This is a genomic window from Streptomyces sp. NBRC 110611, from assembly GCF_001590865.1.
Classification (GTDB): domain Bacteria; phylum Actinomycetota; class Actinomycetes; order Streptomycetales; family Streptomycetaceae; genus Streptomyces.
This window is the reverse complement of record NZ_BBUY01000004.1, coordinates 129,228-154,930: the sequence shown is the minus strand read 5'-3', so window position 1 is coordinate 154,930 and position 25,703 is coordinate 129,228. Positions and strand designations below refer to the sequence as shown.

26 protein-coding genes are annotated in these 25,703 nt (G+C 72.4%); 16 read left to right on the top strand and 10 right to left on the bottom strand.

What is annotated here, in order from left to right:
• Window positions 1-6: 6 nt before the first annotated feature.
• The 6 genes from AZE13_RS11570 to AZE13_RS11545 form a co-directional block, all read right to left on the bottom strand.
• A complete protein-coding gene (locus tag AZE13_RS11570; RefSeq protein ID WP_398780135.1) occupies window positions 7-1,248 on the bottom strand; it encodes an MFS transporter in 1,242 nt (413 codons plus the stop codon).
• Window positions 1,249-1,298: 50 nt separating this feature from the next.
• Window positions 1,299-2,498 carry a PLP-dependent cysteine synthase family protein gene (locus AZE13_RS11565; protein WP_107288313.1) on the bottom strand — a complete coding sequence of 400 codons (1,200 nt, stop codon included), beginning with the start codon at window positions 2,496-2,498 and terminating at the stop codon, window positions 1,299-1,301.
• 82 nt (window positions 2,499-2,580) lie between these two features.
• Entirely contained in the window at window positions 2,581-2,979 is a 399-nt protein-coding gene (locus AZE13_RS11560) for a hypothetical protein (RefSeq protein ID WP_220127573.1), read from the bottom strand.
• Between the two features lie 181 nt (window positions 2,980-3,160).
• Window positions 3,161-3,649 (bottom strand): hypothetical protein, encoded by a 489-nt coding sequence (locus AZE13_RS11555; RefSeq protein WP_147264642.1) that lies wholly within the window; start codon window positions 3,647-3,649, stop codon window positions 3,161-3,163.
• Window positions 3,650-3,767: 118 nt separating this feature from the next.
• A complete protein-coding gene (locus AZE13_RS11550) occupies window positions 3,768-4,322 on the bottom strand; it encodes an ATP-binding protein (RefSeq protein ID WP_066929823.1) in 555 nt (184 codons plus the stop codon).
• A gap of 184 nt (window positions 4,323-4,506) precedes the next feature.
• Window positions 4,507-4,908 (bottom strand): hypothetical protein, encoded by a 402-nt coding sequence (locus tag AZE13_RS11545; RefSeq protein WP_066929821.1) that lies wholly within the window; start codon window positions 4,906-4,908, stop codon window positions 4,507-4,509.
• Between the two features lie 264 nt (window positions 4,909-5,172).
• On the opposite strand from AZE13_RS11545, the gene AZE13_RS11540 reads away from it, so the two are divergent.
• The gene (locus AZE13_RS11540) at window positions 5,173-5,994 is read left to right on the top strand and encodes a lipase family protein (RefSeq protein WP_066929819.1); all 822 of its coding nucleotides are present in this window, start codon (window positions 5,173-5,175) and stop codon (window positions 5,992-5,994) included.
• Window positions 5,995-6,124: 130 nt separating this feature from the next.
• On the opposite strand, the gene AZE13_RS11535 is transcribed toward AZE13_RS11540, so the two are convergent.
• Entirely contained in the window at window positions 6,125-6,835 is a 711-nt protein-coding gene (locus tag AZE13_RS11535; protein WP_107288312.1) for an isochorismatase family protein, read from the bottom strand.
• Window positions 6,836-7,044: 209 nt separating this feature from the next.
• Between AZE13_RS11535 and AZE13_RS11530 the strand changes: the two genes are divergently transcribed.
• Together AZE13_RS11530 and AZE13_RS11525 are read left to right on the top strand one after the other, a co-directional pair.
• Complete coding sequence (locus AZE13_RS11530; protein ID WP_066929817.1) at window positions 7,045-8,268, top strand: serine hydrolase domain-containing protein; 1,224 nt, start codon at window positions 7,045-7,047, stop codon at window positions 8,266-8,268.
• Window positions 8,269-8,443: 175 nt separating this feature from the next.
• Window positions 8,444-8,704: a hypothetical protein gene (locus tag AZE13_RS11525; RefSeq protein WP_258527775.1), complete on the top strand. Its 261-nt coding sequence runs from the start codon at window positions 8,444-8,446 to the stop codon at window positions 8,702-8,704.
• A 48-nt stretch (window positions 8,705-8,752) separates the two neighbouring features.
• On the opposite strand, the gene AZE13_RS11520 is transcribed toward AZE13_RS11525, so the two are convergent.
• Window positions 8,753-9,694 (bottom strand): YihY/virulence factor BrkB family protein, encoded by a 942-nt coding sequence (locus tag AZE13_RS11520; protein ID WP_066929813.1) that lies wholly within the window; start codon window positions 9,692-9,694, stop codon window positions 8,753-8,755.
• Between the two features lie 18 nt (window positions 9,695-9,712).
• On the opposite strand from AZE13_RS11520, the gene AZE13_RS11515 reads away from it, so the two are divergent.
• Window positions 9,713-11,356: an acyl-CoA dehydrogenase family protein gene (locus AZE13_RS11515; protein WP_066929811.1), complete on the top strand. Its 1,644-nt coding sequence runs from the start codon at window positions 9,713-9,715 to the stop codon at window positions 11,354-11,356.
• Window positions 11,357-11,670: 314 nt separating this feature from the next.
• On the opposite strand, the gene AZE13_RS11510 is transcribed toward AZE13_RS11515, so the two are convergent.
• Window positions 11,671-12,093, bottom strand: a complete 423-nt coding sequence (locus tag AZE13_RS11510; protein WP_066929809.1) for a hypothetical protein — start codon at window positions 12,091-12,093, stop codon at window positions 11,671-11,673.
• 298 nt (window positions 12,094-12,391) lie between these two features.
• On the opposite strand from AZE13_RS11510, the gene AZE13_RS11505 reads away from it, so the two are divergent.
• From AZE13_RS11505 to AZE13_RS11450, 12 genes are all read left to right on the top strand, one after another.
• Window positions 12,392-13,753, top strand: coding sequence for a helix-turn-helix domain-containing protein (locus tag AZE13_RS11505; protein ID WP_066929807.1), 1,362 nt, complete (start codon window positions 12,392-12,394; stop codon window positions 13,751-13,753).
• 154 nt (window positions 13,754-13,907) lie between these two features.
• The gene (locus tag AZE13_RS11500; protein ID WP_066929805.1) at window positions 13,908-14,486 is read left to right on the top strand and encodes a GNAT family N-acetyltransferase; all 579 of its coding nucleotides are present in this window, start codon (window positions 13,908-13,910) and stop codon (window positions 14,484-14,486) included.
• A 498-nt stretch (window positions 14,487-14,984) separates the two neighbouring features.
• Entirely contained in the window at window positions 14,985-16,688 is a 1,704-nt protein-coding gene (locus AZE13_RS11495; RefSeq protein WP_066929803.1) for a nitrite/sulfite reductase, read from the top strand.
• Window positions 16,689-16,722: 34 nt separating this feature from the next.
• Complete coding sequence (locus AZE13_RS11490) at window positions 16,723-16,929, top strand: hypothetical protein (RefSeq protein WP_066929801.1); 207 nt, start codon at window positions 16,723-16,725, stop codon at window positions 16,927-16,929.
• Window positions 16,926-17,618 (top strand): phosphoadenylyl-sulfate reductase, encoded by a 693-nt coding sequence (locus AZE13_RS11485; protein ID WP_066929799.1) that lies wholly within the window; start codon window positions 16,926-16,928, stop codon window positions 17,616-17,618. Before AZE13_RS11490 ends, AZE13_RS11485 begins: the two co-directional genes overlap by 4 nt.
• A 20-nt stretch (window positions 17,619-17,638) precedes the next feature.
• Entirely contained in the window at window positions 17,639-18,172 is a 534-nt protein-coding gene (gene cysC, locus AZE13_RS11480) for an adenylyl-sulfate kinase (RefSeq protein WP_066929797.1), read from the top strand.
• The gene (gene cysD / locus AZE13_RS11475) at window positions 18,169-19,113 is read left to right on the top strand and encodes a sulfate adenylyltransferase subunit CysD (RefSeq protein WP_066929795.1); all 945 of its coding nucleotides are present in this window, start codon (window positions 18,169-18,171) and stop codon (window positions 19,111-19,113) included. The genes cysC and cysD overlap by 4 nt, the downstream gene beginning before the upstream one ends.
• Before the next feature lie 2 nt (window positions 19,114-19,115).
• Window positions 19,116-20,486 carry a sulfate adenylyltransferase subunit 1 gene (locus AZE13_RS11470; RefSeq protein ID WP_066929793.1) on the top strand — a complete coding sequence of 457 codons (1,371 nt, stop codon included), beginning with the start codon at window positions 19,116-19,118 and terminating at the stop codon, window positions 20,484-20,486.
• A gap of 226 nt (window positions 20,487-20,712) precedes the next feature.
• Entirely contained in the window at window positions 20,713-21,828 is a 1,116-nt protein-coding gene (locus AZE13_RS11465; protein WP_066929791.1) for an aliphatic sulfonate ABC transporter substrate-binding protein, read from the top strand.
• 42 nt (window positions 21,829-21,870) lie between these two features.
• Window positions 21,871-22,707 (top strand): ABC transporter ATP-binding protein, encoded by an 837-nt coding sequence (locus tag AZE13_RS11460; protein WP_066929789.1) that lies wholly within the window; start codon window positions 21,871-21,873, stop codon window positions 22,705-22,707.
• The gene (locus AZE13_RS11455) at window positions 22,694-23,752 is read left to right on the top strand and encodes an ABC transporter permease (protein ID WP_066929787.1); all 1,059 of its coding nucleotides are present in this window, start codon (window positions 22,694-22,696) and stop codon (window positions 23,750-23,752) included. Before AZE13_RS11460 ends, AZE13_RS11455 begins: the two co-directional genes overlap by 14 nt.
• 15 nt (window positions 23,753-23,767) lie before the next feature.
• Window positions 23,768-24,553: a sirohydrochlorin chelatase gene (locus AZE13_RS11450; RefSeq protein WP_066930615.1), complete on the top strand. Its 786-nt coding sequence runs from the start codon at window positions 23,768-23,770 to the stop codon at window positions 24,551-24,553.
• A gap of 49 nt (window positions 24,554-24,602) precedes the next feature.
• On the opposite strand, the gene AZE13_RS11445 is transcribed toward AZE13_RS11450, so the two are convergent.
• Window positions 24,603-25,703, bottom strand: a 1,101-nt coding sequence (locus AZE13_RS11445) for an MFS transporter (protein WP_147264658.1), incomplete at its 5' end; no start/stop codon positions are given.

Genomic DNA, 25,703 nt, shown 5'->3' with positions numbered 1-25,703 from the left:
CGGGGCTCAGCCCCTCACCGGCGCCGGCTCGCCGGCCCGGCTCAGCCGCCCGCTGCGGTGCAGCCCGTACAGGGCCGCGCTGCACGCCAGGCCGAGGGCCGGCAGCGCCAGCCAGGGCAGGGCGGGCAGACCGGCCGCCCGGGAGGCGTCCAGGGCGCCGCCGGTCAGCAGATTGCCGAGGGTGATACCGACCCCGCAGATGGTGCTGTAGAGCCCGTAGTGGGTGGCGACCAGGCGATCACCGCAGAGCCGGACGATGGTGTCCATCTCGCACGGGTAGGTGATCATCGTCCCGAGGGCGAGCAGCAGCGCGCAGACCGCGGGCGGGACGGCCGCCAGCGCCCAGCGTCCGGGCCCCCCGGCCGGCACCGGCAGCACACTGGCCACGAGCAGCGGCAGGAAGGACAGACCCATCGTCAGCAGGCCCCAGGCGAGCGCCTGCCCGGCCGGCATCCGGGCCTTGCACCAGCGGGTCACCCGGGTCTGGCCCACGATCGTGCTCAGCCCCGACACCGCGAACAGCACCGCCACCGCCGCCGTACCGGACGGCCCCTCGCCGCCGAGGCGCCGTACCTCCAGCGGCAGCGCGAGATAGACCTGGAAGGACAGCACATACGAGCCGATCATGGCTCCGGAGAACAGCAGGAACGGCCGGTTGGCCAGCACCTGACGCCACTGGGACAGCACTCCGGCGGCCCGGCCGGCACCGTCCGCCCGGGCGGCCCCGCCCTCCTGGCCCGGCAGCGCACGGATCTGCACCACGCTCAGCAGCGCGAAGACGCCCGCCGCGACCAGGCAGGTGAGCCGGAAGCCGACGCCGGTCAGCACCATGCCCACCAGCGGCCCGAGCAGGATGCCCGCCTGGTAGAAGACGTTGAACAGCGCGAACGCCTCCAGCCTGCGCTCCCCCGCGGCGGCGGCCAGATACGCCCGGACCGCCGGGTTGAACAGCGCTCCGGCCAGCCCGGTGGCCGCGGACGCCGCCAGCAGCGCGGGCAGCGCGTCGACCAGCCCGAGTGCGGCGAAGCCGGCCGTACGCAGCACACAGCCGGCCACGATCAGCGGCTTGTAGCCGAACCGGTCGGCCAGTGTGCCGCCGACCAGGAACATCCCCTGCTGGCTGAAGTTGCGCACGCCCAGCACCAGTCCGACCAGCCAGCCGGCCAGCCCCAGCGTCCCGGACAGGTGGGCGGCCAGATAGGGCATCAGCATGTAGAAGCCCAGGTTGATGGTGAACTGATTGGCCATCAGCAGCTGGGCGCTGCGCTCGTAGGAGCGCACCTGCGCGATCAGGCCCTTCACCGGGCCACCTCCCGCGGGACGTCGATGACGGCACGGACCGGCTCGCCGGACCGCCCGGGTCCGGTCTCGGCCCCGCCCGGAAGGCTCCCGGGTCCGGTCTCCGCAGCCGCGCCCGGAAGGCTCAGCGGGTCGACCACGTCCGCGCACCGGGTCCAGGAGGTGACCTCCCGCTCCCCCAGGCGGCTCAGCGTCTGCGGGCCGTCCGCCGGCGGGGCGTCGAGCAGCCCGTGTGCGGCGCAGTACTCGTCGTCGTACACCGTGCTCAGATAGCGCTGCGGTCCGTCCGGGAAGACGGCCGCGATACGGGTGCCGGCCGGTTCGGTACGACTGAGCCAGCCGGCCACCAGCGCGACCGCGCCGACGCTCCAGCCGCCGGTCGCGTAGTGCGAGGACGCCAGCCGGCGGCAGGTCCACACCGCTTCGCCCGGCGCGACCCAGTGCACCTCGCTGAACTGGTCGTAGGCGACGTTGCGCGGGTAGATGCTGGAGCCCAGCCCACGCATCAGCCGGGGCCGGGCGGGCTGGCCGAAGATGGTCGATCCGATGGTGTCGACGCCGACCAGCCGCAGCTCCGGGTAGAGCTGGCGGAGCACCCGGGACACCCCGGCGGAGTGTCCGCCGGTGCCCACACTGCACACCAGGACGTCGATGTGCCCCAGCTGGGCGGCGAGTTCCAGGGCGAGGGGCAGATAGGCGGTGGTGTTGTCGGGGTTGTTGTACTGGTCCGGGCACCACGACCCGGGGTGTGCGGCGAGCAGCTGGGCCACCCGGTCGCGGCGGGCCTGCTGCCAGCCGCCGGCCGGATGCGGTTCGGGCACCAGCTCGACCTGGGCGCCGTAGGCCGTCAGCAGCCGGGTCATCGAGGGCTCCAGACCGGGGTCGGTGACCAGGCTGACCGGATGGCCGTGGACCATCCCGGCGAGCGCCAGGCCGAGGCCGAGGGTGCCGCTGGTGGATTCGATGATCCGCGCTCCGGGGCGCAACTCGCCCCGGGCGCGGGCCCGTTCCACCATGTGGAGGCCGGGCCGGTCCTTGATACCGCCCGGGTTGCGGCCTTCGAGCTTCGCCCAGAAGCCGCGCCCGGACGGGGTGAGCGGTTCGGAGATGTGCAGTACCGGGGTGTTGCCGACCAGGCCGGGGATACCGGTGGCCGGGGCGCCGGCGGAAACGGCCGGAGCTGCGGGAACAGCGTGCATGACTCGCTCTCTTCGGTGGGGGGTGGAGGGTGTCGGACGCTCGTCTCGGCCCGGCCGGGTGGCCGGGCACGGCCGCGAACTCCTATATCCGGCACCGGCACAGAGCGGTGAGGACGGACCTGCCGCCGCCCGCCCGGCCGCGGCGTGCACCGGCGTGCCGGTCCCCGGGCCATGGCACCGGCGTACCGAGCAGCGCCGCTGCGAGCAGCGCGGCCCCGGACCCCTGCGGATCCGCCGCCTGGCGGCCCTGCGGAAGGCCGCCGAGCACCCCCCGCGCACACGTGGTGGCGTCGTGCCCCGCGCCCTGCTCCCCGGGCGCGGCGGCCACCGGGGCGGGCACGGGCCGCTCCGGGGGCGGTGTGAGGGCGGACGTGGCAGCCGGGGGAAGAGCGGACGTGGGAGCGTGCCCGGCGGCACCGCCGTAGCACGGGAGGAGCACCAGCAGCAGGCCGAGGAGGGGGAGCAGGAGTCGGAGCGGCACGAGGAGGGGGCCGGGGGCACGGCGCGCCGGACGAGGGGTGGGGCGCCGTGGAACGCGGTACGGGGTGCGGGACAGCACGGGTCGGGTCCTCCGCGGACGGCCGCCGCGGCGCCGACAAGGCGTCCGCATGCGAGGGCGGCAGGAGAGAAGACAGCAGGTGTGGTCCGGAATTGGCCGGAATCTAGACCTGCTGGACGACCGAACCCGTAGCGCCGCTCAGCGGCGGAAGGGCGGCGCCGGCGCGCGCGGACGGCCCGGGCCGGGCCTGCGCCGGCGCGGTCCAGGAGAAGCCCGTCAGGGGGCGGGTGCACGGCAGCGAGACCGCGGCGCCCTGCTGGGGCTGGCCCGACACGCACAGCTCGTGGGAGTGCTCACCCGGGTGGCCCGGAGGTCCGGAAGGCTCCGAGCAGCCACCGGTACGGGGCGCGGGCCGGGCGTCGGAACCCGCGTGCGAGTCCACGGCGGGGATCGGACCGGATACCGCCGTCGGCTGGGCCGCCGCCGAGGCCGCGGCCGGCAGGGCGGTCAGCAGATGGCCCTCGGGGCTCTCCGCCCGGGCGCCGTGTGCGACCAGTACACCGATCACCAGCGCGACCAGCCACAGCAGACGGAACGGAACCGCTGAACCGCGGTCCCGCATCGCTGCGTTGGCCGATCGAGCCGTTGCCATACCGGAAGCGTAACCGGGGCGGGGGGCCACGTCCGGTATCGGCATGTTCGGCAGGGCGCATATCAGCCGGTCGGGAAGGGCCGTCGGGGAGCGCGGCCGGACCACCGACGACGGCAGGTCAGACGAGCGACATCTCTGGCGAGGCGGCCGGGCCGGCTCCGGCGGTCACTTCGGAGCCGGGCCCGGCCGGCGGCTCGGCCGGTACCGGCGGTACGGCCGGCGGCAGCGTCGGCTGCCCCTTGGCGTCGGGCACGCTGCGCGGCGGGGTGCGGGCGGTCAGCGGGGTCTTGCGGGTCGCCTCGACGCGCCGGGTGAACCAGATCACCTTGCCGTCCGGGGTGCCGCAGGTGCCCCAACTGTCGCTCAGCGCGGCCACCCTGGACAGTCCGCCGCCGGCCGCGCTCACCAGCTTCGGCAGCCGCGGGCCCCCGTCGGCGACGGAGGTCGTGAGGTGGCGCCCGGACCAGCGGAGTTCCACGACACAGCGGGCTTCGGGGCCGATATGGCGATGGACGTTGGTCAGGAGTTCCGCCACTCCCCGGCATACCGGCCCGATATGGAGCTCAAGGTTCCAGTACCGCAGGTGGGCCGCCAGGATCCGCCGGATCTGCGGTACGCGCTCCGCCGTGGCATGCAGTTCGACCGTGTAGTGGCGGCCGCCGGGAAGTGTCATGTCGTGGCTCCTCACCGCGAGGCTCACGCCCTTCACCTCGTTGGACCAACGAACCCCGATACGAAGAGTGAGCATCTTTCACATATAGGTCATATGTCATGGTGACCCCACGGCGAGGGGCCCGCAACAGATCGTGGGCCACTGGAGCCCACCGACACCCGCGGCGTCACCTGTTTCCGCATCATCAGCCGCGGGACTCCAGGCGCAGTTCGACCTCCTTCTCCTGGTCACCGGCGGCCATGCCCAGGAGGTGGACGGTGAACGCCGACGCCAGGGCCTTGGACAGCTGATCGACCGCCCAGTAGCCGCCCTGCACACTGACCGCGACGGGGGCGGTCAGCCGCCGGGGTCCGGCCTCGGCCTTGAGCTCGCTCACATCGAACGTCGTGGTCCACACGGTCGATCCGGGCCCCGCCACCTCCTCGGGCACGTCGTCGGCGGCCCGGTCGGAGCTGAACGACGTGCGCAGCGCGCTGAAGACGGCGTGCGCGTCCTGCGTCGTACAGCTCTCCAGCTCCACCACCACCTCGGCCGATACATGTTCCGCTGTCTGCTCTGTGCGTGACGCCTGCTTCGCGCTGTTCACTGTGGAGCCTTCCTCTGCGCGCCGTCCCCCGGGTGCCGAACGCTTCCAGGCTCACCCGGCCGCCGGACGCGTGCGACCCGAGGCTCGAACGAGTGGTTTAAACGGGCGCACGGCCGCGGCACGGTGCAAGAGAGTTACGCTCAGTAGCCAGAGCGAGCACTCTGTAATCACCCGTGATCACCATGCCGCAGGCGCCGTGATCACGGACGTCGCACACACCTCGCCCGGCCACCGTACTCATCGCCGAATCGTCAGGAGCCCACGTTGACCAGCGTCACCGTCGATCAGAAGGTCACCGGCTACAACGTCCGCCATGCGCTGTGCCTGGCGCGCGCCTCGGAGCTCGCCTACGAGAAGAACGAGCAGACCATCGAGGACACCGCCCAGAAATGGGGCTTCGGCCGGGTGCGCCATCATCACACCACGTTCCAGCCTCCGTTCCCGCTGGAGGACACCCAGGCGTACACCCTGGGCGGCGATGGCATGATCATCACCGCCTTCCGGGGGACCGAGCCGACGAACCTGCGCGACTGGCTGACCGACGCCACCACCCCGCCCTGGCCCGGTCCGGCCGGGAAGGGGTTCATCCATTACGGATTCGGTGAGGCGCTGGACTCCATCTGGCAGCAGGTCCGCGCCGCCATCGACGAGTTCCGCGACAACGGCCAGACCGTATGGTTCACCGGCCACAGCCTCGGCGGGGCGCTGGCCATGCTGGCCGGTGCCCGGCTCCACTTCGAAGAGCCGTATGTGACGGCCGACGGCATCTACACCTTCGGCCAGCCGCGCACCTGCGACCGGCTGCTGACGAAGGAGTTCAACGCCGCCTTCGGCGACCGCATGTACCGCTTCGTCAACAACAACGACATCGTTCCCCAGCTTCCCCCGGAGCCGCCTTTCCAGCATGTCTCCGCCCTGCGCTATATCGACTCCAAGGGCGCCATCCACCACACCATGCCGGTGATCAGCGGCCTGCTCGACCGCGCCAAGGGCCTCACCGCCGATGTACTGGCGCCGGCCTCCGACGGCATCCGTGACCACTTCATGCACGCCTACGTCAACGCCATGGAGAAGAACCAGAAGTGACCACGGCCGGAGCCGGGCGGGCCGGCCGCGGCGGCGCAGCGGCCGGCCCTCCGGTCCGCCCGCGGACGGCCCCTCCGAAGCGGATCCACCGGATCCACCGGATCCACCGGATTCAGCGGATTCACCGGATTCACCGGCCGGGGTGCGAGTCCGGGTGGGAGTCCGGGTGGGAGTCCGGGTGGGAAGTGGCGCAGGCGAAGGTGACATCGGCGGCGCGGGCGATGATCTCGACCTCGTCGCCCAGCGCCCATTCGGCCGCGCGGGACGACATGGCGGCCGGGACGACTCCGCTGATGCCGGGGGCGGCGGGGATGTCGTACGTGGCGTGTGCATCGTGCGGCAGGACGACACGGAGGCCGCGGTCCAGCGCCGTACGGGCGGTCGCGGCCACACACATCTCGGAGAGCACCCCGCAGACGGCCAACGCCCCGACGCCGGCCTCGGCGAGCAGGGTGCCCAGCGGCGTGCCGTCGAAGCCGTCGTCCACCGTCTTGCGGACCACCACCTCGCGGGGCCCGGGCTCGACGGGCAGATGGAGTTCCCAGCCTGGCGTGTGGGGCTCGTCGACGGTTCCGGGGGCGCCGTCGTTCTGCAGATGGACGACGAGTGCGCCGGCGGCGCGGGCCCGGGCGAGCAGCTCACGGCCCCGGCCGAGCATCCGCGCGGCGTCCGGCACCGCCTCGTCCCCCACCACAAAGGCCTGCTGGAGGTCGACGAGGAGGAGGGCTTCGACGGCGGCCACCGCCTCGGCCCCGGCCGCGGGATCGCCACTGGCCTCGGCACCCGTACGAGCACCGGTATCGGCATCGGTATCGGTATCGGTCACGGTCGTTGTGGTCATGGCATCCATGATGCAAGGAGCGTGAAGCGGCTGATCGTTGGGGCCGCGAGCCCTGTTCCGACACGTGCCGCTGAGCCGTCCGGGCCCACACCGTTGCCATGGGCATCGATCCGGCCGGATCATCTGGACCGGAGCACGCGCCACCGCGTACCGGATGCGCACCGGGCCAAAGAAACAACGGGAAAAAGGGACAACACGAGGAGAACCACGTGGGACCAGCCACCGTCAACGGCCACTGCGCACCGGGCTTCACCGGCGTACGGAAGGTGTTCGAGCGGAACTTCCGCGAGCACGGCGATGTCGGCGCTGCGGTCGCGGTCACCGTGGACGGGGAGACGGTGGTCGATCTCTGGGGCGGGCACACGGACGCGGACCGGACGCGTGCCTGGCGGCGTGACACCCTCGTCAACGTCTACTCGACGTCGAAGGGCATGACCGCCCTGTGCGCGCACCTGCTCGCGGACCGGGGCGAGTTGGACCTCGACGCGCCGGTCGCGCGCTACTGGCCGGAGTTCGCGCAGGCCGGCAAGCGGGACTTACCGGTGCGCTGGCTGCTCAGCCACCGCGCCGGCCTGATCGCCCCCCGTGAGCCGCTGCCGGTCGGGCAGGCCTACGACTGGGACCGCGTGTGCGCCGTCCTGGCGGCCACCGAGCCGTGGTGGGAACCGGGCACCGCGCAGGGCTACCACGCGGTGACCTTCGGCTACCTCGTCGGCGAGGTCGTCCGGCGGATCACCGGGCAGTCCCTGGGCACCTTCCTCCGCAGCGAGATCACCGAGCCGCTGGGCGCCCGGGTGTTCATCGGCACCCCCGCCGAGGAGCACGCCTCCTGCGCCGACATGGTGGGGCAACTGGACGAGGCCTGGCTCGCCGAACAGTTCCCGGGCGCGCCGAAGCCGCCGTTCCGGTCGCTGGCCGACCATCCGCTGGCGACCGTGATGCTGGCGCTGACGTCCATCCCCATCGGCGATGTGAACAGCGCCGCCTACCGCTCGGCCGAGATCCCGGCGGGCAACGCGCACGCCTCCGCGCACGGCCTGGCGACGGTCTACGGGGCGCTGGTGACCGGCCGGCTCGTCGGGCACACCACACTGGAGTCGATGCGCCGGTCGCAGAGCCGGCCCGGCGAGCGGGATCTGACCATCGACCCGCTCGCCCCGGACGGCTACGCACACCGATGGGGCCTGGGCTACATGCTCAACCACCAGGGCCTGGTGGGACCCAATCCACGCGCCTTCGGCCACGGCGGCGCGGGCGGCTCATACGCCTTCGCGGACCCCGAGAACCGGCTGTCCTACGCGTACATCATGAACAAGTACGGCGGCGGCACCTCCGGCGAGGACCCACGCAACGGCAACCTCGTCACCGCGGTATACGAGGCGCTGGCACAGAACCGGACACCATCCGCCGGACCGCCCCCCGCGGGGTCTTAACGGGGCGCCTGGTCCGGGGACACGCCTGGTCCGGGGGGACGGACGCCTGGTCGGGGGCTTTGCGTGGTGGGGAGGTCCGCTTCGGCGGACTCTGCTGTGCGGCGCGATAATGAGGGGGTGCGGTACGCATCCGGCCCATGCGAGCAGGACGGGCCGGAGAGAGGGTGTGGTGACCATGGAGCGGGACACCGAGACGGTTCACGAGGCGTACTCATTCGTCTGTCTGCACTGCGGACACGGCTGGGAAGAGGAGTACGAGATCCGGCACACCACGGATCTGGCCGGCCACCGCCGCGCCGACTACTTCAACCGCGGTCTGCGGGTCCCCTCCCCACTGACGCGCAGCGACTGCCCGTCCTGCAACCGCGGACCGATCCGTATCCTGCGCCCCGGCCGGGTGAAAGCGACCCGCACCTGGCCATACTATCTGGCCTGACCTGGCCGGACTCGCGGGCATTTTCCTCCCCCTCACGTGGGAAGAGGCTCAGGCGCCGGCCGCCCTCGCCGCGGCCGTGGCGACCGACGGCCATACCCGGTCGACCGCCGCGTTCGTCGCGGCGCCGACCAGCACGGCGAACGCGGACACGCCGATCCACAGCAGTACGGCGACGGGGGCGGCCAACGAGCCGTAGATCGTGGGGCCCTCGACCGTCGAGGAGAGGTAGAGCCGCAGCAGGAAGCTGCCGAGGACCCAGATGCCCAGGGCGACCACCGCGCCGGGGATGTCCTCCCGCCAGGGCGTCCGGACCGGGACGGAGAGGTGGTAGAGGGTGGTGAGGAAGGCGATGGAGACGAGGAGGACGAAGGGCCAGTACAGGGCGCGGATGATGTCCTCGCCGGCCGGCAGCCAGTTCACCAGGGTGTCCGGGCCGACGACCATGAGGGGCAGCGCGACGGCTCCGACGACCAGGCCGCAGAGGTAGAGCACGAACGACAGCAGCCGGGTCTTGACGATGCCTCGGCGCCCGTCGAGGCCGTACATGATGGTGATGGTGTCGACAAAGACGTTCAGCGCGCGGGAGCCGGACCACAGGGCGATGGCGAAGCCGAGGGAGATGACGTCGGGGCGCCGGCCGGTGAAGACGTCGTTCAGCAGGGGACGGGCGATCTGGTCGACCCCTTTGTCGGAGAGCACGGTACCGGCGACGGTGAGGACGTGCTGCCGGACGTGGTCGAGGGTCTCGTGGCCGATCCACGCCTGGGTGTAGCCGAGGACACCGAGGAGTCCGAGGATCAGCGGCGGCAGGGAGAGCAGGCACCAGAAGGCGGCCTCGGCGGCCAGTCCGGTGACCCGGTAGGTCATACAGGAGTGGACGGTGTCCTTCAGCAGCAGCCAGGCCAGCCGGCGCTTGGAGACGTTGCGGTAGAGGGCGCGGGCCTTGGTCAGGCGGCCCGCCCGCTCGGTTGGTTCGTTTGCCGGCTGCACCTCCTTACCGTATCTGGCATGGCAGCAACGACTCATACGGTGACGAATCAGCCCCCGCCGCTGGTCGGCTACGACGTCTTCGCCGGCGACCCGGCACTGACCGAGGGTGTGGCCCGGTATGTCGCCGGCGAACGGCTCGACGAAGTACGGGAGGAGCTGGGGCTCCTGGGGCGGGCGGCCGGGTCGGCGCCCGCCCAGCGGTGGGGTGCACAGGCGAACGACCATCCGCCGGTGCTGCACACCCATGACCGCTACGGCCACCGCATCGACGAGGTGGAGTTCCACCCGGCGTGGCACCGGCTGCTCGGCCACGCCGTCGCGGCCGGTCTGACCGACGCCTGGTCCCGTCCGGACGGCCATGTCCGCCGGACCGCTGGCTTCCTGGTGTGGACCCAGGCCGAGGCCGGGCACGGCTGTCCGCTGTCGATGACCCACGCGGCGGTGCCCGCGCTGCGCGCCGAGCCGGAACTGGCGGCCGCGTGGGAGCCGCTGCTGACCTCCCGGATCTACGGCCAGGAGCTGCGGCCGGTCACCGAGAAGGGGGGCGCGCTGGCGGGCATGGCCATGACGGAGAAGCAGGGCGGCAGTGACGTACGCGCCCTCACGACCCGCGCCGAGCCGCTGGCCGCGTCCGGCGAGTACGTGCTGACCGGTCACAAGTGGTTCTGTTCGGCACCGATGTCGGACGTCTTCCTGGTGCTGGCGCGGGCGCCGGGCGGGCTCACCTGCTTTCTGCTGCCGCGGGTGCTGCCGGACGGCAGCCGTAACGCGTTCCGGATCCAGCGGCTCAAGGACAAGCTCGGCGACCGCGCGAACGCCTCCGCGGAGGTGGAGTTCGACGGGCGCACCTGGGTGCGCCGGGTCGGCGAGGAGGGCCGCGGGGTGGCCACGATCATCGAGATGGTGGCGGCGACCCGGGCGGACTGCGTCACCGCCTCGGCCGCGGTGATGCGCCAGGCGGTGGTACAGGCGCTGCACCACAGCGCGTACCGGGAGGCGTTCGGCGGCCGGCTGATCGACCAGCCGCTGATGCGCAATGTGCTGGCCGATCTGGCGCTGGAGTCGGAGGCGGCGACCACGCTGGCGCTGCGGCTGGCGGCGGCGTACGACGGCGGCGCCGAGCAGGACCGGCACTTTCTGCGGCTGGCGGTTCCAGTGGCGAAGTACTGGGTGACCAAGCGGTGCACGCCGGTGGTGACCGAGGCGCTGGAGTGCCTGGGCGGCAACGGGTATGTGGAGGAGTCGGGGATGCCCCGGCTGCTGCGTGCGGCACCGCTCCATTCGATCTGGGAGGGGGCCGGGAACGTCCAGGCGCTGGACGTGCTGCGGGCGCTGCGGCGGGAGCCGGAGGCGCTGAACGCCTTGCTGACCGAGATCGGTACGGCGCGCGGCGCGGACCACCGGCTGGACCGGGCGATCAGGGGCATGCTCACCGAACTCGCCGATCTGGAGGGCATCGAGGCCCGGGCCCGCCGCCTGGTGGAGCGGATGGCGCTGGTTCTCCAGGGGTCGCTGCTGGTGCGTTACGCCCCGCCCGAGGTCGCGGACGCGTTCTGCGCCTCCCGGCTGGGCGGCGATGCGGGGGCGGCGTTCGGGACGCTGCCGCACACGCTGGACCTCGCGGCGGTCGTGGCGCGGGCCCGGCCGGTGGTGGATCACTGAGGACGGCGCTGCCGGGCCGCCGTGGACCGCTGAGGAAGGCAACGCCGGACACACCGTGGACCGCTGAGGACGGCGCCGCCGGGCACTCCGTGGACCGCTGAGGACGGGCGTCGGGCACGCCATGGGACAGCGGCGCGGCGGCGGTTCCGCGTCGCTCCGGGCCCAGGGCCTCGCGGAGGGACGGGGACAGGGGGGTGCCGCCGCCGCGCCGGTCGGGGAGCGGTGCCGCGCCGACTCGGCACCGTTCCCGGTCTGTGGCCCCAGGGGCCGGTTCGCCGGCAGCCCCGCCCGCGCCGAGGCGCCCGGTGCGCGCTCTACGGCCGGTCCCCCGGTGCCGGGTCCGCCGTGGTACGTCCGCGCACCGCCGCGTCGACCGCCACAATGATCTCGCCGTCCGGTACGTCCGGCGGGAAGGCGATCAGCACCCCGCGCGCCTCGTAGTAGCGCAGCACCCGGCAGGCCCGGCCCGCGCCGGTCCACTCCGCCCCGCGCAGCGCCACGACGAGGTCGGCCGGCTCCAGCGCGGGCAGCGGACCGCCCGGTCCGGCGATGCGGTCGAGCAGTCGCGGCGGGCCGTCGATGACGAACCCGCCGGCGGGCAGCGGCTGACGCGTGATCAGGACGTCGACCGCGGGCAGCCGGGGGACTCCGTAGTGGCCGGCCAGCCGGTTGGCACGGACGATCCGTGGCCCCTCGTTCGCTCCGATCACCACGATGCGCGGAGCAGGGGCGGCCACGGTGTGCCACCTCCCCACGCCGAGCCGATGTCGCGTGTGGCGGCCGATGGAATCCCGGCAACAGCCCGCGGGTTCTCCGACGGGTGGACCGGCAAACCTCGTGGTGGCGAGAAGCCATCGGCCGCTCGCACCAGAGTCCCGGGTACGCGTCATAGGCCACAACGGTTGCAATGCGTTGCAGTTGTTCGCGGCGGATCAGGACAATGGCGGCTCCGGAACGGCCTGGTGGGGCCGGTCCGGCAGGACACCCGGCAGCCACAACCGGGCGGCACAACCGGCGGGCACAACGGAGAGCAGTGTGAGCGAGAGACCGATCGACAGCGCCGTGTGGTCGGCCCACGAGACCCGGGCGACCGCGCGCCGGCTCGCCACCGTCCACGACGCCGCGCTCGCGAGCGAGGGGTCGGTTGATGCAGCGGCTGCCGCACCCCGTGCGGTCATCGGCGAGTCCTGGCGCCGGGTGCTGGGCTCGGGTGTGGATCCGGACGGCGAGCAGCCCCAGCATCTGCTGTCCGTCGCGGAGTTGGAGCACCGCCGTCAGCAGTCCCAGCTGGCGTCCGTGCTGCCGGTGCTCAACGAGGGACTGCTGGCGGCCGCCGACGCCGCACAGCAGATCATGGTCGTCACCGACGCCGAGGGGCGGGTGCTGTGGCGGGAGGGCAGTGCGCCGGTCCGGCGGATGGCCGACCGGCTCGGCTTCGACAAGGGCGCGGACTGGACGGAGGGGGTGGTGGGCACCAACGCCATCGGCACGGCGCTGGTGGCCCGCCGCCCCGTTCTGGTGCACTCGGCCGAGCATTTCGTCCGCAGCCACCACCTGTGGACATGTGCCGCGGCGCCGCTCCACGACCCGCGCGACGGGCGCCTGTTGGGCACCGTGGACGTCAGTGGTCCGGCACACGGTTTCCATCCCACGACGCTGTCACTGGTGTCCGCGGTGGCGCGGCTGGCGGAGGGCGAACTGCGCACCCGCCACCATGCGTCCCTGGAGCGGCTGCGGTCGAGTGCGGCGCCGGTGCTGGCGCGGCTCGGCGGGCGGGCACTCGCCGTCGACCCGCACGGCTGGGTGGCGGGGGTGACGGGCCTGGCGCCGCCGGACCGGGTGGCGCTGCCCAAGGCGCCGGGGGCCGGACCGCTGTGGCTGCCGCGCTACGGCATGTGCGCCCTGGAGCCGCTGCCCGGCGGCTGGCTGATCCGGGTGGGCCACCCGGAAGGGGAAGCCGGGCCGAGCCGGGTGGTGCTGGACGTCAGCGGGCGGGACGGCTGGACGGTCACGGTCAGCGGGCCGGCCGGCAGCTGGTCGCACGAGCTGACGCCGCGCCATGCCGAGCTGCTGTTCGTCCTCGCCTCGCATCCGCAGGGGCGCAGCGCCGCCGAGCTGGCCCAGGACCTGTTCGGCGATGCGAGCCGTACGGTGACGGTGCGCGCCGAGCTGTCCCGGCTGCGCCGCCATCTCGGGGGCGTCCTGGCGCACCGGCCGTACCGCTTCGCGGACGGGGCGGCGGTGGATCTCCGGCTGCCGTCGCGGCCCGTGCACCTGCTGCCGCAGTCACTGGCGCCGGCGGTGCTGGCGGCCCGGCGGGGCGCGGCGGGCGGGCCCGGCGCTCCGGAGGGGGCCGGGTGGCCGGCAGATGCGCTGTCCAGGCCTGCCACGCAGTGAGGATTCCACTCGGCGAGGTCCCACTCGCTGAGGCCTCACTCGGCGAGGATCCCACTCGGTGAGGTTCCACTCGGTGAGTCACCGTCTCATGATCCGGACTGCCGCCGGTCGGGGCGGCTCCGCTTCCCGCTGCCAGGTGTGATGTGCTGACCGCATGAGCATCTCGGTCACCACCTGGTACCTCGAGCAGACCTCGCACGCCGACCTGCGCCCCGCGCAGCAGCCACCGGCCGGGCAGGGCGTCGGTATCGTGCGGTCCGAGGTGCCTTCGCCCGAATTCAGCCGTTTCCTCTATACGGCCGTCGGCGGGGACGTGACCTGGACCGACCGGCTGACGTGGCCGTATGTGCGGTGGGCGGAGTACCTGGGGCGGCCGGGCGTGGAGACCTGGGTGGCCTATGAGCGCGGTACGCCCGCCGGCTTCGTCGAGCTGGCGGCGGACCAGGACGGATCGGTGGAGATCACCTACTTCGGGCTCGTCCCGGCCTTCCGGGGACGTCGGATCGGCGGCCACCTGCTGACGTACGGGATCGAGCGGGCCTGGGACCTGGCCGAGCGGTGGCCGGGGCAGGCGCCGACCAAGCGGGTGTGGCTGCACACCTGCAGCAAGGACGGCGTGCACGCGATGACCAACTACCGGCGGCGCGGCTTCCGGCTGTACGAGACCACAGTGACCGAGGAGGCCGAGGTACCGGCCCCGGGCCCCTGGCCGGGAGCCGGACCGATCGACTGATTCCCCCGCTTCCACTGATCCCACGAGCCCGAAGCACCAAGCCCCGAGCACCAAGCCCTGAACCCCGACCCCGAGCTCCGGAGTGACCGACATCACACCATCTCGTCATTCGAGACACTGACGTCCGCATCCTGGATGACAGTGGACTGTCCGAAGAGCGGCGTGCCACGCTTCCGTCATGTCTCGAGCTGGAATTGCCTTGGTGTGTCGGCGGCACGTCGACCTCGGCCGCATGTCCAGCGCCATTTGTCGGGCGGGCTGAGGCGAGAACGCCTCGGGGGCATTGACCCTCCACAGCACCCAGCAGCGCTGAATTCCCCGCCGTCCCCATCGCCGTGGACGTGCTGAGACCCCACGGACCGCACACCCCGCACCCTCGGCCTTTCGACGCGTCGCCACGCGTTGCCACGCGCCGCCTTTCGGCGCGTCCGCGCAGGCCGGCGTGGTGCCCGGCGACCGGTCCGGCTTCCCTGAGCCCGCCCAGAAGGACGTATCCCCATGGCCGCCACCCCGAACAGCCCTGCGGCAACAGCCGCCACACCCCGCCGCAAGGCCGGACGCCACCGCGGCGAGGGCCAGTGGGCCGCAGGCCATTTCACGCCGCTGAACGGCAACGAGCAGTTCAAGAAGGACGACGACGGTCTCAATGTGCGGACACGCATTGAGACGATCTACTCCAAGGCCGGCTTCGACTCGATCGACCCCAACGACCTGCGCGGACGGATGCGTTGGTGGGGCCTGTACACCCAGCGCAAACCCGGGATCGACGGCGGCAAGACCGCGATACTGGAGCCGGAGGAGCTGGACGACAGGTACTTCATGCTCCGGGTCCGCATCGACGGCGGCCGGCTGACCACCGAGCAGCTCCGGGTGATCGGCGAGGTCTCGCAGGAGTTCGCCCGCGGCACCGCGGACCTCACCGACCGGCAGAACGTCCAGTACCACTGGATCCGCATCGAGGACGTGCCGGAGATCTGGCAGCGGCTGGAGGCGGTCGGCCTGTCCACCACCGAGGCCTGCGGTGACACCCCCCGGGTCATCCTCGGTTCGCCGGTCGCCGGTATCGCCGAGGACGAGATCATCGACGGCACCCCGGTCATCGAGGAGATCCAGCGCCGGATCATCGGCAACCCCGCGTTCTCCAACCTGCCGCGCAAGTTCAAGTCCGCGGTGTCCGGGTCACCGCTGCTGGACGTCGCGCACGAGATCAACGACATCTCGTTCGTCGGCGTCGAGCACCCCGAGCACGGTCCGGGCTTCGATGTGTGGGTCGGCGGGGGGCTGTCCACCAACCCCAAGCTCGGCGTCCGGCTCGGTGTGTGGGTCTCGCGCGAGGAGGCCGCCGATGTCTACGAAGGCGTCATCTCGATCTTCCGCGACTACGGCTACCGGCGGCTGCGCACCCGCGCCCGTCTGAAGTTCCTGGTCGCCGACTGGGGCGCGGAGAAGTTCCGCCAGGTGCTGGAGGACGAGTACCTCCAGCGGAAGCTGACCGACGGGCCCGCCCCGCGGCAGCCCGCCCAGCGGTGGCGCGACCACGTCGGGGTGCACAGGCAGCGGGACGGCCGCTACTACGTCGGCTTCGCCCCGCGCGTCGGCCGGCTGGACGGCGCCGCCCTCACCAAGATCGCCGCCCTCGCCGCGGAGCACGGGTCGGACCGGCTGCGGACCACCGCCGAGCAGAAGATGATCGTGCTGGACATCGACGCGTCGCGGGTCGACTCGCTGGTCGCCGGCCTGGAGGCGCTCGACCTGCGGGTCAAGCCGTCCCCGTTCCGGCGCGGCACGATGGCCTGCACCGGTATCGAGTACTGCAAGCTGGCGATCGTCGAGACCAAGGGCCGCGGCGCCTCACTGATCGACGAACTGGAGCGCCGGCTCCCGGAGTTCGACGAGCCGGTCACCATCAACATCAACGGCTGCCCGAACGCCTGCGCCCGCATCCAGGTCGCGGACATCGGCCTGAAGGGCCAGCTGGTGCTGGACGAGGACGGCAACCAGGTCGAGGGCTTCCAGGTACACCTGGGCGGCGCGCTGGGCCTGGAGGCCGGCTTCGGCCGCAAGGTCCGCGGCCTGAAGGTCACCGCCGACGAACTCCCGGACTATGTCGAGCGGGTGCTGCGCGCCTTCCAGGAGCAGCGCGCCGACGGCGAGCGGTTCGCCCAGTGGGCGGCCCGGGCGGAAGAGGGTGCGCTGAAGTGAGCGAGCAGCACACCGAGGCCGAGCGGAGGACACCGTGAGCGAACGCGCCGCGCCGTTCCACTGCCCGTACTGCGGGGACGAGGACCTGCGCCCTTCCGAGACGGCGACCGCCCGCGGAGAGGGAGCGGCGTGGGAATGCCGGGCCTGCAGCCGCGCGTTCCGGCTGAAGTTCCTGGGACTGCTGGCCCCGGGAGCCACCGGCAGTCTCTCCCCTTCCGCTTCCGACGGAGGTACCCCGTGACCACCGCTGCCGACCTTCAGCGGCTCGCCGAGCGGGCGGGCCGCGAGCTGGAGGACGCGCCCGCCCTTCAGATCCTCGCCTGGGCCGCCGAGACCTTCGGTGCGCGCTTCTGCGTCACCTCCTCCATGGAGGACGCGGTCGTCGCGCACCTGGCCTCACGGGCCTTCCCGGGCGTGGACGTGGTCTTCCTGGACACCGGCTACCACTTCCCGGAGACCCTCGGTACCCGGGACGCGGTCGCCGAGGTGATGGACGTCAACGTACTCACCCTGACGCCGCGTCAGACGGTGGCCGAACAGGACGCCGAGTACGGCCCCCGGCTGCACGACCGGGACCCCGATCTGTGCTGTGCGCTGCGCAAGGTCAAGCCGCTCGAAGAGGGCCTGACCGGCTACGACGCCTGGGCGACCGGCCTGCGCCGGGACGAGTCACCGACCCGGGCGGCCACGCCGGTCGTCGGCTGGGACGCCCGGCGGCGGAAGGTGAAGGTCTCGCCGATCGCCCGCTGGACGCAGGACGACGTGGACGCGTACGTGGCCGAGCACGGTGTGCTCACCAACCCGCTGCTGATGGACGGCTACTCCTCCGTCGGCTGTGCGCCCTGCACCCGCCGGGTGGCGGCGGGCGAGGACGCCAGGGCCGGCCGCTGGGCCGGGAGCAGCAAGACCGAGTGCGGGCTGCACGGATGACAGAGCATCAGGAGATATCGATGACGGGTGCCACGATCTGGCTGACCGGTCTGCCGAGCGCCGGCAAGACGACGATCGCACGCGAGCTGGCCGGCCGGCTGCGGGACGAGGGCCACCGTGCCGAGGTGCTCGACGGCGACGAGATCCGCGAGTTCCTCTCCGCGGGCCTCGGGTTCACCCGCGAGGACCGGCACACCAACGTCCAGCGGATCGGCTTCGTGGCCGAGCTGCTGGCGAGCAACGGCGTCAAGGCACTGGTGCCGGTGATCGCGCCGTACGCCGACAGCCGCGAGGCGGTGCGCAAGCGCCACCAGAGCGAGGGCACCGCGTACCTGGAGGTGCATGTGGCCACCCCGGTCGAGGTGTGCTCCGAGCGCGACGTGAAGGGGCTCTACGCCAAGCAGGCGGCCGGCGAGATCTCCGGCCTGACCGGTGTGGACGACCCGTACGAGGCCCCCGAATCGCCCGATCTGCGCATCGCGTCGCACACCCAGACCGTGCAGGAGTCCGCGGCGGCGCTCTACGCGCTGCTCACCGAGAGGGGACTGGTATGACGACGGCAGCGAGATCCGAGGCCGGTTCCGGCCACGGCGACTCCCCCTACGCGCTGTCGCACCTCGACGCCCTGGAGTCCGAGGCGGTGCACATCTTCCGTGAGGTGGCGGGCGAGTTCGAACGGCCGGTGATCCTCTTCTCCGGCGGCAAGGACTCCATCGTCATGCTGCACCTGGCGCTCAAGGCGTTCGCTCCGGCCGCCGTCCCCTTCTCCCTGCTCCACGTCGACACCGGCCACAACTTCCCCGAGGTCCTCGACTACCGCGACCGCACGGCCGAACGCCACGGCCTGCGGCTGCACATCGCGTCCGTACAGGACTTCATCGACCGCGGTGAGCTGCGCGAGCGCCCCGACGGCACCCGCAACCCCCTGCAGACCGTGCCGCTGCTGGACGCGATCGAGCGGCACCGGTTCGACGCGGTGTTCGGCGGCGGGCGGCGGGACGAGGAGAAGGCCCGCGCCAAGGAGCGGGTGTTCTCGCTGCGCGACGAGTTCGGCGGCTGGGACCCGCGCCGGCAGCGCCCGGAGCTCTGGCAGCTCTACAACGGCCGGCACTCGCCCGGCGAGCACGTCCGCATCTTCCCGCTGTCCAACTGGACCGAGCTGGACGTCTGGCAGTACATCGCCCGCGAGAAGATCGAACTGCCCGCCATCTACTTCGCGCACGAGCGCGAGGTCTTCGCCCGCCACGGCATGTGGCTGGCGCCGGGCGAGTGGGGCGGCCCGAAGGACGGCGAGACCGTCGAGACCCGGCTGGTGCGCTACCGCACCGTCGGCGATATGTCCTGCACCGGTGCCGTCGACTCCGACGCGGCCACCATCGAGGCCGTGATCGCGGAGATCGCCGCGTCCCGGCTCACCGAGCGGGGCGCCACCCGTGCCGACGACAAGCTGTCCGAGGCCGCCATGGAGGACCGTAAGCGCGAGGGGTACTTCTGAGCATGAGCACCGACATCATCGACCCGGCGGCCGGGACCTCGGCCACCTCGCTGCTGCGCTTCGCCACCGCGGGCTCCGTCGACGACGGCAAGTCCACCCTGGTGGGCCGGCTGCTGCACGACTCCAAGTCCGTGCTGGCCGATCAGCTGGAGGCCGTGGAGCACGCGTCGCGCAGCCGTGGCCAGGAGGCGCCGGACCTGGCGCTGCTGACGGACGGCCTGCGCGCCGAGCGCGAGCAGGGCATCACCATCGACGTCGCCTACCGCTACTTCGCCACGCCCCGGCGGCGGTTCATCCTGGCCGACACCCCCGGGCACGTGCAGTACACCCGGAACATGGTCACCGGCGCCTCCACCGCCGAGCTGGCCGTCGTCCTGGTCGACGCCCGCAACGGCGTGGTCGAGCAGACCCGCCGCCATGCCGCGGTGGCGGCGCTGCTCCGCGTCCCGCACGTCGTCCTGGCCGTCAACAAGATGGACCTGGCGGACTACGCGGAGCCCGTCTTCGCGGCCATCGCCGAGGAGTTCACCGCGTACGCCACCGCCCTCGGCGTCCCGGAGGTCACCGCGATCCCGATCTCGGCGCTGGCCGGCGACAACGTGGTGACCCCGTCCGCGCACATGGACTGGTACGGCGGCCCGACCGTGCTGGAGCACCTGGAGACCGTGCCCGTCGGCGGCGACCCGTCCGGCGACCCGGCGCGCTTCCCGGTCCAGTACGTCATCCGCCCGCAGTCCGCGGAGCACCCCGACTACCGCGGCTACGCGGGGCAGATCGCCTCCGGCGTGCTGCGCGCCGGCGAGGCCGTGACCGTGCTGCCCTCCGGCCGTACGAGCACCATCGAGGGCATCGACGGGCTGGGCGGGTCCGTGGACGTCGCCTGGGCACCGCAGTCGGTGACCGTCCGGCTCGCCGATGATGTCGATGTCTCGCGCGGGGACATGATCGTGCCCACCGCCTCGGCTCCCGCCACCACGCAGGACGTCGAGGCCACCGTCTGCCATCTGCACGACCGTCCCCTGACGGCCGGCCGGCGGGTGCTGCTCAAGCACACCACCCGGACCGTCAAGGCGATCGTCAAGGACATTCCGTCGCGGCTCACCCTGGCCGCGTCCGACGTGCGGCACGGCCTGTCCCAGCACCCGGCCCCGGGCGAGCTGGCCGCCAACGACATCGGCCGGGTGGTCCTCCGCACCGCCGAGCCGCTGGCCCTGGACGCCTACGCCGACTCCCGCCGCACCGGCTCCTTCCTGCTGATCGACCCGGCGGACGGTACGACGCTGACCGCGGGGATGGCGGGTACCGCCTTCGCGGCGGCGCCCTCGGCTGCCGCACCGGCCGATCAGCCGGACGACGAGGGATGGGACTTCTGACCATGTTCCAGGACATCTACGCGACCTTCGCGAAGGAGGGCGGCCGCATCGGCAGCGGCGCCCTGGGGAGCGGGCAGGGCGGAGTCGGCCGATGTGTGCGCTGACGATGACGGTGCCCGTAGCCGTACACCCTTCCCCCACACCTCCTTTCCGAAGATCCACCGCTCCGCCGGGCGCTCCCTAGAGGGGCACCTACCGCCCCGGCCCTCCGAGAGGAACTCCTCCCGTGTCTGCCGTCCGACGCCGCCTGCTGGCGGCCGCCGTCACCGTCCCTGTGCTGACAGGCGCGCTGGGCGCCTGCGGCTACGGCTCCCAGGCGAAGAAGGACACCCTCTCGGCCGGCGCCGCCGCCCCCAAGGGACCCAAGGTCGACGGCCTCGATCAGGTCAGAATCGGCTTCTTCGGCAACACCACCCACGCCACTCCCCTGATCGGCCTGCGGAAAGGCCTGTTCCAGAAGGAACTGGGCGGCACCGCGGTGAAGGGCTCCGTCTTCAACGCGGGCCCCGCGGAGATCGAGGCGCTCAACTCCGGTGCGCTGGACATCGGCTGGATCGGCCCCTCCCCCGCGATCAACGGATACACCACGTCCCACGGCAAGAGCCTGAAGATCATCTCGGGCTCGGCCTCCGGCGGCGTCTCGCTCGTCGTCAACCCCCGGAAGATCAAGGGTCTTGACGACCTGAAGGGCAAGACGATCGCGACCCCGCAGCTGGGCAACACCCAGGACGTGGCGCTGCTGAACTTCCTCGCCGAGAAGGGCTACACGGTCGACGCGACCACCGGCAAGGGCGACGTCACCGTCCAGCGCACCGACAACAAGGTGACGCCGACCGTCTTCGAGCAGGGCTCCATCGACGGTGCCTGGGTGCCCGAGCCCACCGCCGCCAAACTCGTCGCCGCGGGCGGCAGGACGCTTCTGGACGAGCGGAAGCTTTGGAAGGACGGCAAGTTCGTCATCACGAATGTGATCGTCTCGCAGCGGTTCCTCGAGGAGCACCCGAAGGCCGTCGAAGCGGTGCTGCGGGCCTCGGTGCGGACCAACGCCTGGATCCGGTCGCACCCGGACGAGGCGAAGCGGGCGCTCAACGACCAGCTCGCCGATGCGCAGGTGACCGGCAAACCGCTGCCGGACAACGTCCTCGGCCCGGCGTTCCGGAACATCGACATCACCGATGACCCGCTGGCCGCCACCCTGCAGGCGGAAGCGGACCACGCCGTCCAGGCGGGCCTGCTGAAGACGTCCGGCCTCAAGGGCATCTACGACCTCAGGCCGCTGAACAAGGTACTGAAGGCCGAGGGCAGACCGCCGGTCGACGACGCCGGGCTCGGCAGCAAGTAGTCCGCACCGCACTTCTCCAGACTTCTCCAGGAGGTGACCCCGATGACGACCACCACGCTCACGAAACAGGAGCCCGCCACGGCGGGCACGGACACCGCCACCGCTGTGCCCCACGCGGCCCGTATCGGCCATGTCTCGAAGTCGTTCGGCCGACCGGGCGCACAGCAGCAGGTCCTGGACGACATCAGCATCGATGTGGCACCCGGCGAGTTCGTCTGCCTCCTGGGGGCGTCGGGCTGCGGCAAGTCCACCTTGCTCAACCTCGTGGCCGGCCTGGACGCGCCGTCCGCCGGCACCATCGAGACGCCCGGCGGCCGGCCGGCGCTGATGTTCCAGGAACACGCGCTGTTCCCGTGGCTGACCGCGGGACGCAACATCGAACTGGCGCTGCGGCTGCGCGGAGTGCCGCGCGCCGAGCGGCGGGGCGAGGCCGAGCGGCTGCTGGAGCTCGTCCGGCTCAAGGGTGCCCACGGCAAGCGGGTGCACGAGCTGTCGGGCGGGATGCGGCAGCGCGTCGCGATGGCCCGGGCCCTCGCCCAGGACAGCCAACTGCTGCTGATGGACGAGCCGTTCGCCGCACTGGACGCGATCACCCGTGACGTCCTGCACGACGAGCTGACCCGCATCTGGTCGGCCGCCAACGACAGCGGCTCCGGCACGGGCGGCCTCTCCGTCCTCTTCGTCACCCACAACGTGCGGGAGGCCGTACGGCTCGCCCAGCGCGTCGTGCTGCTGTCCTCCCGCCCGGGCCGGGTGGCCCGGGAATGGCAGGTGGACATACCGCAGCCGCGCCGCATCGAGGACTCCGCGGTCGCCGACCTGTCCATCGAGATCACCGAACACCTCCGTGGGGAGATCCGCCGCCATGGCCAGCACTGACACCCCGGCCGGCACCGCCCCCGGCTCCCCCGCCCCCGCCCCCTCCCCCACCTCCTCCCCCGCGGTCGAACCGGGGGCACCCCCGTCCACCGGGGCAGCCAGCACTGCCCGGGCAGCCGACCCCGCCCGGGACGCCGGCCCCGCCCAGGGAGTCGGCCTTGCCAGGGGCGCCGGCCCCGCCCGGGAGTCCGGGGACATCGCCGGTCTGGAGGCCGGGCTCGACGCCCTGGAGTCCACGGTCACCGACCGTCAGCCGTGGCTGCGTACCGCCGTGTCGAAGACGATCCCTCCCGTCGTCGCCGTCGTGATCGTGCTGGCCCTGTGGCAGCTCGCCTATCACTTCGAACTCAAGCCGCACTATCTGCTGCCGAGCCCGGCGGACGTCGCGCACTCGCTGCGCCAGAAGTGGCTCGAAGGCACCCTGCTGGGCTTTGTGTGGACCAGCCTCTCCCGTGGCGCCCTGGGCTTCCTGGCCTCGGTCGCCCTCGGTACCGTCCTCGGGCTGGTCGTCGCCCGTATCAAGCCGGTACGGGCCGCGATCGGGCCGATCCTGAGCGGCCTGCAGTCGCTGCCGTCCGTGGCCTGGGTCCCGGCGGCGATCATCTGGTTCGGGCTGAGCGACGCCACCATCTACGCGGTGGTACTGCTCGGCGCCGTGCCGTCCATCGCCAACGGCCTGGTGGCAGGGGTCGATCAGATATCTCCTCTCTATCTGCGGGCGGGCCGCACCATCGGTGCGACGGGTCCGGCCGGGGTGCGGCACGTGCTGCTGCCGGCCGCGCTGCCCGGCTATCTCGCCGGCCTCAAGCAGGGCTGGGCGTTCTCCTGGCGCTCGCTGATGGCCGCCGAACTCATCGTCAACGCGGCCGACCTGGGGACCGGTCTGGGCCAGTTGCTGGAGCAGGGGCGCGAACTCCAGGACATGTCCTGGGTCCTCTCCGCGATCCTGCTGATCCTCGTCGTCGGCATCGGCATCGAGCTGCTGATCTTCGCGCCGATCGAGCGGCGGGTGCTGCGCAGCCGCGGCCTCCTCGTCAAGAGCTGAGCCATGGACCGCACCATGCACGGACCCACCAGCCGCCCCACGCTCCTCGTCGTCGCCCACGGCAGCCGCGACCCACGGCACGCGGCGACCGTCTCCGCGCTCCGCGCGCGGGTGCGGGGGCTGCGGCCCGGGCTGCGCGTCGAGGTCGGCCACCTCGACTTCAACGCGCCCCGGGTGCCCCGGGTACTGGAACGCCTCTCGGCCGAGGGCGCACGTGACGTGGTGGCGCTGCCACTTCTCCTGACGCGCGCCTTCCACGCCAAGTCCGACATCCCGGCGGTCCTGCGCGAGGCCTCCGCACGCCTGCCCCGGCTGACCATCCGCCAGGCCGAGGTGCTCGGACCGTCCCGGCTCCTGACCCGCGCCCTGGAGCGCCGTCTGGCGGGGGCCGGGCTGCGGCCCGGCGACCGCCGCTCGACCGGGGTCGTCCTGGCCTCGGCGGGCTCCTCCGACCCGGAGGCGATCGCAGTGATCGCTGATATCGCGTGGGAGTGGCGGCGCACCGCCGGTTGGTGCGCCGTGCGGCCTGCGTTCGCCTCCGCTTCTCTTCCCCGCACGGCCGACGCCGTCCGGGCTCTGCGGGCCGAGGGCGTACAGCAGGTGGCCGTGGCACCGTACGTCATCGCCCCCGGCTTCCTGCCGGACCGGATCGCCGCCGGGGCCCGGGAGGCCGGGGCGGACATCCTCGCGCCCGCCCTGGGCGATGCCCCCGAGCTGGCCCGCCTGCTGCTGCACCGGTACGACCAGGCACTGGCGACGGCGACGGGCGCCCCCGCGGCCCTGCCGGCCCTGACCGCCTGAGGGCGCACGAGGTCACCCAGCGCGACAACCGCACGGCCGACCATCCGGATCAAGCCCTGGACGATGCTTCCGGCTCTGGTTCCGCCTCTGATTCCGGCTCCGGTACCGGTCTTGCTGCCACTCCTGGTTGCCGCTCTCGTCCCCGTTCCGGCTCCGGATCGGGTTCTGGTGCTGGTTCTGCTGCTGATGAAGGGGATTCCTGTGCGCATGTCACCGACGGTAGCGGCGTCGTGCCCGGCGCGGTTCCGGAGGAACCCTCCTGTGGATAACCGGCCTTCGCCGGCGCCGAGTTGCCGCCCCGGGAAGCCGGCCGCTCGCGTACGGGCGGGGTGCGGGCGGGAAGTCCGCGAGCGGCGGGGATGCCGAGGACGGCAAGGGCCGCCAGGGCCATCAGCGCGGCACCCGTCGTCGAGGTGAGGGACGTCAGCATGGCGGCCGCGGCGACGCCCAGCGTCGGGCCGGTGTTCATCGCGGTCTGCTGAAGCCCGCCGGCCACCCCCGCATTCCCGGCCGGTACATGGCGCACGATCGCGTCCGTCGCGGTGACCATCACCGTGCCGAAGCCGGCGCCCAGAAGGAGGAACCCGGCGGCGAGGGCCCATGCCGTCGCCGGGCCATCGACCCGAGAGAGGACGAGGATGCCCGCGGCGAGGAGCGCCGTCGCCGCCGTGGCTGTCCGGCGGGGGCCGTACCGGCGCTGCAGTACGGCCGAGAGCGGCGCACTCAGCACCATCATCGCGGCCAGGGGAAGCACCCGCAGGCCGCTCTGGAACGGATCCAGCCCAAGGGCGTCCTGCAGGAAGTAGGTGGCGAGGAAGAGCGTACCGAACATCGCCGCCGATGCCGTCAGCAGGGCGAGGAGTGCCGGTACAACGGGCCCCTTGCCCAGGGCACTTGGCGGGATCAGGGGGCTCTTGGCGCGCCGCTCGTGGCGGATGAACGCGCCGCAGGCGACCGCCGCCGCAACCACTCCGAGCATGGTCGCCGCACTCCAGCCGTGCTCCGGGACGACCACGAGAGTGTGGACCAGGCACACCAGGGTGACCGCGAGCAGGCAGGCGCCGGGGAGTCCCAGGGCCTGCGCGGAGGGGTGGCGGCGGCTCCCCGCCGTACCGTCGGCGGGCGCCGGTACGCGTACGGTCTCGGCGGG

What these genes read in the sequence shown, in the direction of transcription:
- AZE13_RS11495 (WP_066929803.1), top strand. Translation starts at nt 14,985, where the DNA reads ATGGCCGCCACCCCGAACAGCCCTGCGGCAACAGCCGCCACACCCCGC.
- AZE13_RS11450 (WP_066930615.1), top strand. Translation starts at nt 23,768, where the DNA reads ATGCACGGACCCACCAGCCGCCCCACGCTCCTCGTCGTCGCCCACGGC.
- AZE13_RS11555 (WP_147264642.1), bottom strand. Translation starts at nt 3,649, where the DNA reads ATGGCAACGGCTCGATCGGCCAACGCAGCGATGCGGGACCGCGGTTCA.
- AZE13_RS11565 (WP_107288313.1), bottom strand. Translation starts at nt 2,498, where the DNA reads ATGCACGCTGTTCCCGCAGCTCCGGCCGTTTCCGCCGGCGCCCCGGCC.
- AZE13_RS11500 (WP_066929805.1), top strand. Translation starts at nt 13,908, where the DNA reads ATGAGCATCTCGGTCACCACCTGGTACCTCGAGCAGACCTCGCACGCC.
- AZE13_RS11460 (WP_066929789.1), top strand. Translation starts at nt 21,871, where the DNA reads ATGACGACCACCACGCTCACGAAACAGGAGCCCGCCACGGCGGGCACG.
- AZE13_RS11535 (WP_107288312.1), bottom strand. Translation starts at nt 6,835, where the DNA reads ATGACCACAACGACCGTGACCGATACCGATACCGATGCCGATACCGGT.
- AZE13_RS11570 (WP_398780135.1), bottom strand. Translation starts at nt 1,248, where the DNA reads ATGGCCAATCAGTTCACCATCAACCTGGGCTTCTACATGCTGATGCCC.
- AZE13_RS11550 (WP_066929823.1), bottom strand. Translation starts at nt 4,322, where the DNA reads ATGACACTTCCCGGCGGCCGCCACTACACGGTCGAACTGCATGCCACG.
- AZE13_RS11470 (WP_066929793.1), top strand. Translation starts at nt 19,116, where the DNA reads ATGAGCACCGACATCATCGACCCGGCGGCCGGGACCTCGGCCACCTCG.
- cysD (WP_066929795.1), top strand. Translation starts at nt 18,169, where the DNA reads ATGACGACGGCAGCGAGATCCGAGGCCGGTTCCGGCCACGGCGACTCC.
- AZE13_RS11525 (WP_258527775.1), top strand. Translation starts at nt 8,444, where the DNA reads ATGGAGCGGGACACCGAGACGGTTCACGAGGCGTACTCATTCGTCTGT.
- AZE13_RS11515 (WP_066929811.1), top strand. Translation starts at nt 9,713, where the DNA reads ATGGCAGCAACGACTCATACGGTGACGAATCAGCCCCCGCCGCTGGTC.
- cysC (WP_066929797.1), top strand. Translation starts at nt 17,639, where the DNA reads ATGACGGGTGCCACGATCTGGCTGACCGGTCTGCCGAGCGCCGGCAAG.
- AZE13_RS11455 (WP_066929787.1), top strand. Translation starts at nt 22,694, where the DNA reads ATGGCCAGCACTGACACCCCGGCCGGCACCGCCCCCGGCTCCCCCGCC.